The sequence below is a fragment of the Rothia gullae genome (assembly GCF_024294905.1).
In the GTDB taxonomy this organism is placed as follows: Bacteria; Actinomycetota; Actinomycetes; order Actinomycetales; family Micrococcaceae; genus Rothia.
Genome location: NZ_JANCOC010000002.1, coordinates 1 through 13,168, shown reverse-complemented (window position 1 = coordinate 13,168; position 13,168 = coordinate 1). Strand labels below are relative to the sequence as shown.

Annotated in this window: 7 protein-coding genes; all 7 read left to right on the top strand. The window is 52.9% G+C overall.

Annotated features, from left to right (window positions below):
* Positions 1 to 172: 172 nt before the first annotated feature.
* A complete protein-coding gene (locus tag NML54_RS01825) occupies positions 173 to 1,396 on the top strand; it encodes a DUF3320 domain-containing protein (protein WP_254755652.1) in 1,224 nt (407 codons plus the stop codon).
* A gap of 45 nt (positions 1,397 to 1,441) precedes the next feature.
* On the top strand, positions 1,442 to 4,879 hold the full coding sequence (locus tag NML54_RS01820) for a helicase-related protein (protein WP_254755651.1): 3,438 nt from the start codon (positions 1,442 to 1,444) through the stop codon (positions 4,877 to 4,879).
* A 124-nt stretch (positions 4,880 to 5,003) separates the two neighbouring features.
* Positions 5,004 to 8,054 carry a DNA methyltransferase gene (locus tag NML54_RS01815; protein ID WP_254755650.1) on the top strand — a complete coding sequence of 1,017 codons (3,051 nt, stop codon included), beginning with the start codon at positions 5,004 to 5,006 and terminating at the stop codon, positions 8,052 to 8,054.
* 184 nt (positions 8,055 to 8,238) lie between these two features.
* Positions 8,239 to 9,534, top strand: a complete 1,296-nt coding sequence (locus NML54_RS01810) for an AlbA family DNA-binding domain-containing protein (protein ID WP_254755649.1) — start codon at positions 8,239 to 8,241, stop codon at positions 9,532 to 9,534.
* 564 nt (positions 9,535 to 10,098) lie between these two features.
* Positions 10,099 to 10,347 carry a hypothetical protein gene (locus NML54_RS01805; protein ID WP_005505891.1) on the top strand — a complete coding sequence of 83 codons (249 nt, stop codon included), beginning with the start codon at positions 10,099 to 10,101 and terminating at the stop codon, positions 10,345 to 10,347.
* Positions 10,348 to 10,739: 392 nt separating this feature from the next.
* Positions 10,740 to 11,444, top strand: a complete 705-nt coding sequence (locus tag NML54_RS01800) for a DUF6318 family protein (protein WP_254755648.1) — start codon at positions 10,740 to 10,742, stop codon at positions 11,442 to 11,444.
* A 522-nt stretch (positions 11,445 to 11,966) separates the two neighbouring features.
* Positions 11,967 to 12,629, top strand: a complete 663-nt coding sequence (locus tag NML54_RS01795) for a hypothetical protein (protein ID WP_254755647.1) — start codon at positions 11,967 to 11,969, stop codon at positions 12,627 to 12,629.
* Positions 12,630 to 13,168: the final 539 nt, after the last annotated feature.

The window sequence follows — 13,168 nt, the reverse complement described above, 5'->3', positions numbered from 1 at the left end:
ATGTGTTTCGAAAAGCCACTTCTTTGGTGGCTGCTCGAAACACATGTGGCTTTTCGCCGTTAAGCGGGTTGGGTTCCATTATGACGAACCGGTACGCATATGTCGTTCTCATTAGGCATAATGAATGTGGTGGCAATGGTCGCCGCTGCACATACAACGAAATGGTTTTTATATGTCTATTGAAAAGGCAAACGCTCACATTTCCTCGTGCCTGTATTATCTGAGCCGTGAGCTTGACCCTCTGCTGACTGAGTTGTTGGCTCAGAAGGAGTTCATGCCTCAGAAGGTTATTGAAGAGCGTGGCTGGACCATCATTTTGAAGATTCATGATGAGAATCGTGACCGCCTCCGTCATCCTGATCTGTATAACCCGAAGGACCTTCAGGTTCAGCTTCGTATGTTTACTGAAGGTGTGGGTCCCCAGAATGACAGGTTCCCTTTTGAACCTGACGGTGCTCGTAAGGTGCGTACTTATGCGCAGGATTTGCGTATTTTCCGTAATAAGAGCGCGCATTATGTTGATTTGGACCGTAACGATGCGGTGCGTATTTATGATTCGGCGGCTCGTCTTTTTGAGGCGTTGGGGGCGTCGGAGCAGCAGGCGTGGTGTGAGAGCCAGCTGAGCCGTGTGCATGCTGATTTGTTTGGTGCGGGTGAGACGGCTCCGGTTCGTCGTGAGTTGGATGAGGAGGTTCGTCAGGCGACTTCGGCGGCTCGTTCGTCGAAGGCTGAGGTGTCTGCGCCTCGTGGTGCGTTTACTCGCCCGACGCGTCCTGCACCGGTTTCTCGACCTGCTCAGACGGTGGCTCCTGCTTCGACTTCTCAGCCGGCCCCGGCTTCTGATTCCTCGGTTCCTCCGCTGTGTCTTGCGGTGGGGGAGGGCCGTTACCCGTTTGAGCCGTGGGAGCCGATTTCGCTGGGTGACCGCGATATTTTTGATTCGCTGCGCAGTAAGCGTTCTAAGGATCAGATGTCTGCTGCTCTTGAAGAGATTGTGTCTGCTGAGGGTCCGGTTCAGGCGGATCGTTTGGCTACTTTGGCGGCGCAGTGCTTTGGTGTGAGCCGTTTGGCGAAGAAGAACCGCGACTGGATTATCCGTTTGGCGGACCGCATGCCTGAGCTGCAGGTGGATGAGCATAAGTTCGTGTGGCATGTTGAGGAGCCGCGCGAGGAGTATGGCGAGTTCCGTCCTTCGGTTGATGGTGCGGTGCGCGAGTTTGACCAGATTAGTCCGGTTGAGATTGCGAACGCGTGGCGCTTCTATGAGCAGAATCCTGAGCTGATGGATGAGGGTCAGGATGTTGAGTCGGCTGTGTTGGCGACTTTTGGTCGTAAGCGTCGTACTGCGAAGGTTAAGGCTCAGTTGGAGCTGGTTAAGGCGCTGTTGGTTGCCTAGTTTTTTCACTCACTTTTTAATCACTCACCTGTAAAGGTTATTTTCATGGCTGAAATTTACGATAATCTTGGTTACCTTCCGCAGGGGGAGGGTAAGGGCGCGAAGCTTGCTGACGCGCTGCATCGCACGATGAAGTACTATGACCGTCTGGATATTGCGACGGGCTATATGAACTTGAGCGCGTGGGATGAGTTCGCTGATGAGATTGGTCAGGCTCCGTTTGAGCCGGGCACTCCGGTGGCTCGTATTCTGCTGGGTATGGTGCCGCGTTCGATTACGGAGCAGATGCATGCTGAGGCGCAGGCGGAGATGCGCGGCGAGTCGGTATCTTCGGTGCCGAAGAATGATGAGCGTGCGGGTTATCGTGATGAGCTGGTTCAGCATTTGCGTGGTCAGCTGATGGCTGGTGGTACGAGTTCTGCGCGTCGTCAGGCTTTGTTGACTTTGAAGGAGCATTTGGAGTCTGGCCGTGTGCAGATGAAGGTGTATACGAAGCAGGCGTTGCACGGTAAGACGTATGTTGCGCACACTCCGAAGCCTGGCAATATGCATCCGGTGATGAGTTTTGTGGGTTCTTCGAACTTTACTCGTCCGGGTTTGCACACGAATTTGGAGCTCAATGTTGAGTTGACTGATTCGGATCATGCGGCGAAGTTGAAGAATTGGTTTGAGAAGCTGTGGCGTGAGCGTACGTCGTTTGATATTACCCGCGAGATTATTGATTTGATTGATCAGTCGTGGGTTGAGCCGGCTGACCCGTATGACGTGTATATGAAGGTCTGCTACGAGCTGTCTGAGGACGCTCGTTTTGGTGAGCAGGAGTATGCGCTTTCTCCGCGTTTGGAGCATATGCTGATGGATTATCAGAAGTCGGCTGCTCATACTCTTGCGCGCCGTTTGATGCGCCGTGGCGGCACGATGCTGGGTGACGTGGTGGGTCTGGGTAAGACTTTGACTGCGATTGCTGTGGCGTCGATGTTGCAGAACGAAGAGAATATGCGCGTTCTGGTGTTGTGCCCGAAGAACTTGGAGCAGATGTGGGATAAGCATCTGAGCGAGTATGACGTGGTGGGTAAGGTGGTTCGCTATTCGATGGCGGCTGCTGAGTTGCCTGATTTGGCGCGTTATCAGCTGGTGATTTGTGATGAGTCGCATAATCTGCGTAATGAGAATACGCAGGTGTGGCGTGCCATTAAGGAGTATGTCTCGCGTAATGAGTCGCGTGTTCTGCTTCTGACTGCGACCCCGTTTAACTTGTCGTTTAGTGATGTGAAGGCGCAGCTGGCTCTGTATCTTGATGAGGACGCTGATCTGGGCATCATTCCGGAGAAGGGTCTGGAGAAGTACTCGAAGAAGTTCGACAAGCTGGAGGGTAACCTGTCGACCTTGCGTGCTTTTGAGATTTCTGAGGAGCCGGAGGATTGGCGCACGTTGATGAGTGACCATCTGGTGCGTCGTACTCGTGCGTACACTAAGCGCCAGGCACCGACGGAGATGTGGACTTCTCCTGATGGTTTGGTGACGAAGGAGCGCAGCTACCTGGAGCTGTCGACGGGTAAGTTCTATTACCCGGATTGGGTGTCGCAGCCGGTGAGCCATAGCTTTAAGGCTGATGATCCTGCTCGTTTTATGGAGGATGATCAGACCCTTGATGATTTGAGGGATTTGCGTCTGCCGCGTTATGACATTTCTGGGTATGACAACCCGAATGCGCACCATTCTCCGGAGGATAAGGCGATTATTGAGGCGGCTCGTTCGGGTCGTGGTAATGTACGTGGCTTTGTGCTTTCGGGTCTGTATAAGCGTTTGAGTTCTTCGGGTTATTCGTTTATTCAGTCGTTGACTCGTCAGTTGATTCGTAATGAGTTGTGGATTTATGCGATTGATCATCAGCTGAGTGTTCCGACGGGTAGTTTCTCGGATGACCAGTTGGGTCTGGAGGGTTCTGACGCGGCTGACTTTGAGTCTGTGGATGGCCTGCAGGTTCAGGACTTGAGCGGAAACCTGGAGCAGATGTATGAGAGCCTGGTTCAGAGTGCACCGGCTCAGACGAAGTGGGTTTCGTCGACTGTGTTTACGTCTCGTCTGCGTGATGATTTGCAGCATGATAGCGAGCTGATTAAGGCTATGCTGAGGCGCTTTGGCACGTGGCAGGTTGAGACTGACTCGAAGCTGCATGCTCTGCGTGATTTGATTGAGCAGAAGCACGCGAATGATAAGGTGCTGGTGTTCACGGAGTATAAGGACACTGCGTACTACATTGCTGAGGGCCTGCGGAAGTTGGGCGTTGAGAATGTGGCGGCGGTGGCTGGTGATACTGATGATCCGGCTTCGTATGCTCGTCGTTTCTCGCCGGTGTCGAACCGTGTGCCGACGGAGCAGGCATCTGACGCGGAGGCTCCTGCCTTGAATGGTCCTGAGCTGCGTGTGCTGGTAGCGACCGATGTGCTCTCTGAGGGTCAGAACCTTCAGGATGCTCACGTTGTGGTGAACTATGACTTGCCGTGGGCGATTATTCGTCTGATTCAGCGTGCGGGTCGTGTGGATCGTGTGGGTCAGGTTCATCATGAGGTGAACGTGTATCTGATTTCGCATCAGACGGTGGAGAGGACTTTGAAGTTGCGTTCGCGTATTCGTGAGCGTTTGGAGTCTGCCGCTAAGGCTTTTGGTGCTGATCAGGCGTTCTTTACTGACATGTCTTCTGATGATGCTGCGGCTCGTACTCTTGAGGATTTCTACTCGGGCAATCTGGATAGTTCGGAACCTGATGAAGAGGGTATTGACGCGGTGTCTGAGGCTGCTGAGCGTTGGGCTGATTTTGCGAAGAAGTATCCTGAGGATGCTGAGCGGATTATGAAGATGCAGGATAAGCGTTTGGCTACTCGTGCGTTGCGCGGTGAGTCGGCTGTTCATCCGGCGGATGATAATGCTTTGATGGTGTCGTATGTGCGCACTAACTCTGAGATTGACCTGTTTGCGGTGAGGTCGTATGACCCGGCTACGGACAGCACGAAGGAGAGCATGGTGCCGCCGGCGAAGGCTCTGGGCTTGTTCTATGCTGAGTATTCGACGCCGAGTCAGAAAACTGATCCGAAGGATTATGACCTGCAGCAGAAGTTGACTCAGTACGTTTTGCGGCAGGAAGGTACGACGCACGGTAATCTGCGTGGTGTGCGCCGTCAGGTGTTCCGTCGTTTCTACGGGGCTGATAGCACGGCTTCCTTGGATACTCTGGAACTGCAGGAGCGGGAGCGGAAGGTGCTGGATAAGCTGTACCATTACCCGCTGCGTCGTCAGGCTGAGTCTGAGCTTCGCCGTATGTTGCGCCGTAAGGCGGATAACCGCTCTTTGTTGGATGCGTTGTTGCGTATGCAGCAGGACGATGAGCTGTTGGTGAAGGAATCTGATATGCAGATGGCACGTGTGGTGTGTTCGTTGGCGATTGCAAATCCTGATTTTGAGGGTAAGAAGCTCGTACGTTAGTGCGCCCCGGGTGGGTGCTGTGGTCTGTGGTGCGGGGCGCGGTGAAGCGTCTCGCACCGCGGGGCTGTGTGTAGTTTTTCTGTGAATCGGTTGGTTCACTATTCTCTTGTGAAGGAGTATTTTTATGGCTGTTGTGTGGCCTGATGATGACCTGGACCAGGCGCGTTCGTACCTGGTGGAGGGTCGCCTGGGTGATTTCTTTAGGGAATCTCTGGGCTGGGATGAGTCGGATTTGGGAGATTCCTCGTTTCAGACTGTGAAGGTGGATGACCCGCTGGTTCCTTCTGGCGTGTTGAACGTGGAGTGTGTGGCGGAGCAGTCGGGCATTCCGGTGTGGGTGTGCCGTGTGGACCGTATTCCGTCGAACACTTCGCAGCTTGAGGTTGACCGTACGCTGCGTGCGTTGAGCATGCACCGCCTGTGCATTTTTGTGCAGGAGGGTGTTGGTTTTACGCCGCGTCAGGTGTGGCGTTGGCCGAGCGCTTCGTCGTCGCGTTTGACTCGTCATGAGCTGTTGGTGACGGATGAGGCTCAGGTTGAGGCGCTGTTGGAGCGTTGTGCTCTGCTCTATCTGACCTCTGATGACATTGCGAATGGCGTGTCGATTCTGGACCTTTTGGACCGTATGCGTCGTGGTTTTGATGTTGAGACGGTGAATGAGACTCGTGTTGCGTCGAATCAGATGGCGGGTCTTTTTGAGTCGTTGGCGAAGGCTGGCATGTCTGAGGCTCAGATTTCGACGGTGATGGCGCGCCTGCTGTTCTTGCTCTTTGCTGATGATACGCAGATGTGGTCTGAGTCTGAGGATTCGAACTCGTTTGAGCGGATGATTCGTGGTACTCATCAGGAGGGTACGGATCTGGCGCAGCGCCTGAATGAGCTCTTTGACCTGTTGAATAAGAAGCCTTCGGGTGTTTCTGCTGTGGCGGATGCTCCGGAGTATCTGTCTGGCTTTAAGTACGTGAACGGCGGCATGTTTGCGGACGCTGTGCCGCTTCCTGCTGCGATGAGCGGCGCGGTGGCGAAGACGTTCCGTCAGCAGCTGTTGGCGACTTCGGAGCGTGATTGGTCGAAGGTTTCTCCGGCTATTTTTGGCTCGATGTTCCAGTCGGTGCGTGACGCGAAGACTCGCCGTGAGATGGGTGAGCACTATACCTCGGAGGAGGATGTGCTGAAGACCCTTGGCCCGCTGTTCTTGGATGAACTGCGGGATAAGTTCACGGGGGCAGAGGAGAAGTCAGATGAGGTGACTCGCCTGCGTAACCTGCGCCGTGAATTGGCGAATATCCGCTTTATGGATCCGGCGTGTGGTTGCGGTAACTTCATTATCATTGCGTACCGTGAGATGCGTAAGCTGGAGCTGGATATTCTGGTTCGCCTGCGCAATCTGGGTCAGATTGATGAGAGTGAATTGAGCTCGCTGGTCGTAGGTAAGGCTGGCGTGAGTGAGGACGTGCGTAAGCGTGCCCGCTCGATTGAGCCTTTGGTAACCATCGATAATTTCTATGGTTTGGAGCTTGATTCGTGGCCTGCGTCGATTGCACGTACCGCTATGTTCTTGGTGGAGCGTCAGATGGATCAGAAGATGATGGAGGAGTTTGGCTACGCCCCGGTGCGTCTTCCTCTGAGCCATAGCGCCCACATTCTTGAGGGCGATGCCCTGACCGAGATTGATGAGTTCTCGGGCGAGCAGGTTGATCGTGACTGGTCAAAGGTTCTGCCGGTGACCGCGCAGGATGTGGCGAATGGTGTGCGCGTGTACATTGCGGGTAACCCGCCTTTCGTCGGTCAGGCGAAGAAGGGTGATGCTCAGGACCAGGGTATGCGCTTGGCGTGGGGCGATGACTACGCCGGGTATCTGGATTTTGCGACGGCGTGGTTGGCTAAGGCTGCTCGCTATCTGAAGACATTGCAGGAGCAGACTGAAGCGCTGGATGTGAAGGTAGTTCCTGGTGATTTTGCCTTCGTGTCTACGAATTCGATTGTTCAGGGTCAGCCGGTTGCTTCGCTCTTTGGCCCGCTTTTCCGGGATGGCTGGCGTATTAAGTTTGCGTATCGTACATTCCCGTGGGTTTCTGAAGCCGCGGGTAAGGCTGCCGTGCACTGCGTGATTACGGGCTTTACTCGTTCGGAAGCTCCAGAGAAGTCGCGTGATGTGCGTGTCTTTGACTATGATTGGTCGACTCGCCGAACGGTAGAGCAGGAACCGGTTCATGCTCTGAACGCCTACCTGGTGGAGGGCCCGAACGTCTTGGCGGAGAAACGATCTAAGCCTCTGTCTTCTTTGATTCCTGAAGTGGTGCGTGGAAGCCAGCCGACGGATGGTGGAAATCTGATTGTTGAGGTGGAGGACTACCCGGTGGTTGCCGCTGACCCGGTGGCGGTCCGTTATCTGCGTCCTTTCGTTGGTGCTAAGGAGCTGGTGCAGGGACTGGAACGCTGGTGCCTGTGGCTGGAAGATGCCTCGGAAGAGGAAATTGCTTCGAGCCCGGTGCTGAGCGCTCGCGTGGAGGCTAACCGCGAGTGGCGTTCTGCTCAGCCTCAGAAGGGAGACGCATATAAGCTTCGCGATATTCCGCATCTCATGCGTCCGAATAAGGCGCGCCCTGTAGAGCCGTATGTGTGCATCCCGTCTGTGGTATCTGCGAATCGTCCGATTTTTACGGTTAAGCGTTTTTCTGCGGATACTATTGCGAGTAATGCTACGTTTACTGCTCTGGACCCGGACGGATTCCTCTTTGGCCTGATTTCTTCTTCGATGTTTATCATCTGGCAGCGTACTGTTGGTGGTCAGCTGAAGTCTGATTTGAGGTTCTCGAATACGGTGGTGTGGAATAATCTTCCGTTGCCTGAGATTTCTGAGGAGCAGCGTCGTAAGGTGATTGCTGCGGGCCGTAAGGTGTTGGCTGCGCGTGAGGCGATTGAGGAGCGTGCGGGTGAACCGGTGTCGCTGGCTGATATGTATGCTTCGTTGGCGGCGATGGATCCTGCGTTGCGTGCGGCTCATGATGAGTTGGATTCTGCGGTGGATGTCGCGTTTGGTGCGTCGCGTCGTTGTTCTTCTGATGAGGCGCGTTTGAAGATTCTTTTTGAGCGCTACCAGGAGCTGACGGCGGCGGAGGAAGCCGCGAAGCCGGCTAAGAAGCCTCGCGCTCGCAGGCGAACCGCTAAGTAGCTGATTCTATAGGTTGGGGGCTGTGTGCTGGCTGAGTTATTCTCGGCGGGCACGCAGCCCTCCCGCATACCTGCACAATTTGACCGATTCAGGGGCAGAAATTTCGTGAGGAATCTATACTGAGGTTTGAGGGCGGATAGCACTCAGATTCTATGGGTATTTCCTCTTTTGATAAGGAGTTCTAATGTTTACACCCATTCACCGCGCCCTGGGTTTGGAACCTGGGGATCTCACGCTGGAGCTTATTGAAAAGGCTATTGAGGCAGGCCTGGAAGAGACTGCGGACTTTGACATGAAACGAGTTGTTCCAAATCTCAAAGAGGATAAATCTAAACAAGAAATTGCTAAGGATATCGCTGCTATGGCGAATAGCGGCGGCGGATGGATTATTTATGGTGTGGGCGAAGGAGCATCCGATATTGCTGAATCTATACACCCTTGTGAATGGACTGCTACAGAAGAACAGCAGATGTTGAATATTGCCTATACCAAAATTGACCCTCCGGTTGTAGGTCTGGAGTTCAATAAAATTTCTTGTGGGGAAAACTCCGATAAAAAACTTGTACTAATGCATATTCCGGATTCGGTGGATGCTCCCCATTTTGCTCGGGAGGAGAAGAATAATTTTTCTGCTCCACGCCGTAACGGCCCCCATACAAAACCGATGACCTATCGGGATATTGAGCGCGGTTTCCGTGAGCGTTTCCAGCGTAGGGCCGAGCAGGAAAAGACCCTGCAGGGGTACTTTGAACAAGCGACAGAAGCGCTTAACCCTGAACAAGGAGTGTTCCTTGCCATTGCAGCAGTTCCTGTAACCCCTAAAATCTCTGCGGGTTCAGTGGATAGAGATAAAGCTATTCAGCATACTAACCCGTGGGCTTATTCCTATCTCATTGCTTCACGGCGAGGAAATTGTTCAAAAGAAGAAAAAATCGAGACTGAATTTAATTTTATTTGGAATCAAGGAGAACACGTCAAAGGAATGCGCCGGTGGGTGATTCGGAACTTACCTCAAACAATTGCTGGTAAATATCGCAAATACCTGCACGATGACGGGACTTTGTTGGGAGCGTATCAGCTCGGGGGCGTGTACAATAAGCCATCCGCTTCAAACCAGTATCCAGTCGGAAAACCTAATCATTGTAGGTCCAAGGATATTGAGAGTGCGCTAATAGATTTCTTCTCCATTCTTCGGGAACACGCGAAAGAACGTCGTGTATCTGGGGGATTCCGTATTCGTGTTGGTTTGGTGGGTGATTCTAATAGCCCAATCTTGGTGAGAACCTTTGATGGGTTTATGCAGGTTCTTACGGAGGAAAGCTACTCTGAACCCATTAAGCGTTTTCAGCCGGTGTCTACATTTATCGATCCACTAGCACCGATTGAGGATATTCTGTCGCCGTTGCGTATTCTGGCTCTGGATATTGTGAATCAGGGCGGTATTCAGAGCCTGCAGATTATTGCTGGGGAAGAGTCGTAGCCGGATTCATATCCCGCCCAGAAGCCACATGTGTTTCGAAAAGCCACTTCTTTGGTGACTTCTCGAAACACATGTGGCTTCTCGCCGTTTATGGGGGAGAGGCGGGGCTCCTTCAATAGGTTAGTGTCTTCACTACGGGTTAAAGACCCACGGCGAAGGCACTAACCTATCGAAACAGTCAGCTACCCGCCGTGTGATCTACCACCTCTGCAGCACCGATTTTCGGTCATGGGTTAGTGACTTTGGCGGGGGTTAAAACCCCAGCCCAAATTCACTAACCCGTGGTCGAAGTCCGTAACCCATGACCGAATTTCCGCCCGGTGTGTGGGAGGCGGGGCAACGGCACACAGAAGGCAAGCCAGTCTGCGCCTAATCTTCCGTGCAGCGGGGGAGTTTGGCGGGGGAGTGCGCCTCCAGAAAACCCCTCGTCGCGCAATATTTTTGTGTATTTTCTCCGGTACAGGCGGTGCAGCCCCTTATCTTGTCAGGGGCGCCCCGTACCTTGGTGGTAGAGAACAACGACGCATTCTCGTCCACTCCGCCGAGCGACCAAAGGAGCCCCTCATGTACACGGTTGGTTACTACAATGACGAAGACTTCCGCGCCTTCTACTCCGGCCAGGACGCCGCCAACATTGACGATTTCTTTACTGACAACGGCGAATACCTCATGGTGTACCTGCCGGAGGTGACCGACCGCGAGTTCCTCGCCGGCCTCCGCTACGGTAACGGCTGCGACGCGCTCTGCCAGAGCGGATACGCCCTCGACGAGGCAGAAGAGGCCCTCCGCGATATGTATGCGCTCGCCGTGTAGCCCGCCTACCTGTCACAGATGGGGATCCGGTCATGAGTTGCGGATTTGTGCCATAGGTTAGTGTCTTTGGTCGTAGTTAAAAGCCATGGTCGAAGACGCTAAACCATGGCACAAATTCTGGAGGGGCGGTGCCTCCGTGAGTGTAGATTTATTTGATACATAAAGCATTGATGTGTCCAAATAATGACGTTCAGATACTATTGTACTCAAAGCAACGCAAATAGACACAAAGATGCGCTACAGTGGTAACTGTAGTGTTCCATAACGCATTGATGCGTTTGTTGGGTGCGCTACGGGGCTGTTTTCCTTCCGGTGGTCAGTTTGACCTGCGAAAAACGGTCCGACTAGTAACTAAACAACACATCATCACCGATGATAGGAGCGTATCTTCTATGGATTCGACCATTTTCAATCGCCGTACCCTGTTGGGTAGCGGCGCACTACTGGGCCTTGGTGCCCTGCTTGCGGCGTGCGGCCAGCAGGCTAACAATGAGGCGGCAGCCACCGCCTCCGCCGCACCGAGTGAGACCGCTTCGGCATCTGAGTCGCCTTCGGCGAGTGCAACCCCTAAACCGAAGGTTACTCGTGGATACTCAGGGCAGTCCAAGGCACCCGATGGAGAGTACCGTAAGGCAGACGGCTATGGACCTGCGCAGAATGTTCCCAAGCCTCGTAATGAGCCCGCTCAGTACCCTGAGACCGAAGAAGGCCTCTACCGGATGATGAAGGACTGGCTTGTCTCCCATAACTATGCCATTCAGACAGGCGACTGCTCCTACGCTTTCAAATATGTGACAGAAGATGCTGAAGAATATGAGTTCTACCAGTACATTGAGGATCTTTACCGACGTGGCGGGTGGACTGTCGACGGCCTCGATGCTTATCAGCCAGAAGGTCCACTTATCTACGATGAAGCAAAGAAAAAGTACCGAATGTTGCATCGTCGATTCTGGAACTCAGTCCTGTATGTAGATTCTGAAGGCCACCTAGATATGCAGGCCAACACTGATACCAGTGACGATACTTTCTATTTCCTTTTCGTCTATTCTGACGGCTATTGGAAAATTGCTGGTAGCAAGTCAGAAGAGGAACTGTAGAATAAAATGAATCTAATCCGTTACCCAAGAATATTTATTTGTGTTGTATTAGCAACAACTTTTTCAGTAATTGACAATTCATCCGCTTTGAGTGCAGAGTGCACGACTAAGGACTCCAGTGGACATTGCGTAAAAGTTCCTGGCAACCACCGCAAAGGTGGAAAAAGTCGAAATGATCAAGGAAAAAAGGAAGATGTACCCTCAAATGACAATAACTCTACAGAGCCAGTAGATGGCTCCTATAACGCTTGGATGAATGAAATACGTCAAACGCACAGGGTCATGAAAGACAGCATCGGTCTTGATTACTATGCCCCACTTGACGGAAATAATACATGTTATACGGAGGATTACCGTCCCGGAAAACAAGAATACTTGGAATATATGTTAGAAGATGGAATGGCCGTGCAGACGTTAAAAAGAGGGGGTGGGGTCGAATTATCAAAGTTCTGCAAGCCTAATGATGCTAAAACCTTCACCTCTAATGACCCTGAACAACCCAAGGGTCCTTCTCCTGAAGAAATGCTCCAAGAGATTGAGGACCAATTCGCTAAAACCGACATCCAGGCCCCTGTTTTGAAGCAGTCCTACAACCTTGGCTCTGGTCAAGGTAACGACAACCCCAACGTCTACAAAAACCAGGCCGTCAACTTCTATGTTGACGCCCCCACTGCACGGTGGGAAGGCGACCTCATGATCGGCCACGTTGAGATGGAGTCCTACCCTACTCAGATGACCATCCAGTACGGCAACGGTGACGAGGGCAGCTTCTACACGATGGGTAAGCCGGTTAGCAGGATACGTGGCGAAGAGTCACGCAAGACCGCGACCAGTTATGTCTATAAGCGTTCAGGCAACTTCCACGCTTACGCAACGGTGTCATACTCTGGTCGTTTCCGTGTGAACGGCGGCGACTGGCAGGCTCTGGATGTCGTGTTGACGAAGGAAACTGTCGATCCGCTGCTAATCCGTGTGTGGTGGGTTGATGTGGGACGCGTAGCCGGCGACTGCAGCTACGACGACACCCGTTGGGGCTGCAAGAACGACCCCACGATGGGTAAGAAGGATAACCCGAACCCCAGATTGCGCAAGGCTGATATCCGTAGCGGCCAGCGTTGGCATCTGAACGATAACGGTGACGGGGACACGGAGTATTCGCTGCACCGTGACTGGCCCGACATGTAAACCAGCTCTGACCCAATATATAGATAACCGCAGCAGGCGGCCCCGAATGTTTGAACATTCGGGGGCCGCCTGTTTTTTAGACAGAGGTTTTCGATAGGTTAGTGTCTTTGGTCGTAGTTAAAAGCCACGGTCGAAGACCCTAAACCATGGCACAAACTCTGCAGAGGCTCCACCTCAGCGCCGGTGAAAATTCGGTAATGACCTAGCAATTTCAGTCATGACTTAGCGTCTTTAGTAATGGTTAAAACCCCAGCCTGAAGTCACTAACCCGCCACCGAAAAAGCTAAACCATAACCGGCTCCCGCCCATCAACCTGGTGCATCCGGGGTCGCCTGCTTTTTAGACAGAGGTTTTCGATAGGTTAGTGTCTTCGCGGTGGGTCTTTAACCCGCATTAAAGTCACTAACCTATCGAAAATCCATGAACCCGGTGCACCCTCCATCTGCCTCGGGTGGGGGCATGAATATAACCCCCGCAGACACGCAGAAGCCACATGTGTTTCGAAAAGCCACCAAAAACGTGGCTTTTCGAAACACATG

Coding starts and splice junctions, on each gene's coding strand:
- NML54_RS01825 (WP_254755652.1), top strand. CDS start 173: ATGTCTATTGAAAAGGCAAACGCTCACATTTCCTCGTGCCTGTATTAT.
- NML54_RS01820 (WP_254755651.1), top strand. CDS start 1,442: ATGGCTGAAATTTACGATAATCTTGGTTACCTTCCGCAGGGGGAGGGT.
- NML54_RS01815 (WP_254755650.1), top strand. CDS start 5,004: ATGGCTGTTGTGTGGCCTGATGATGACCTGGACCAGGCGCGTTCGTAC.
- NML54_RS01810 (WP_254755649.1), top strand. CDS start 8,239: ATGTTTACACCCATTCACCGCGCCCTGGGTTTGGAACCTGGGGATCTC.
- NML54_RS01805 (WP_005505891.1), top strand. CDS start 10,099: ATGTACACGGTTGGTTACTACAATGACGAAGACTTCCGCGCCTTCTAC.
- NML54_RS01800 (WP_254755648.1), top strand. CDS start 10,740: ATGGATTCGACCATTTTCAATCGCCGTACCCTGTTGGGTAGCGGCGCA.
- NML54_RS01795 (WP_254755647.1), top strand. CDS start 11,967: ATGCTCCAAGAGATTGAGGACCAATTCGCTAAAACCGACATCCAGGCC.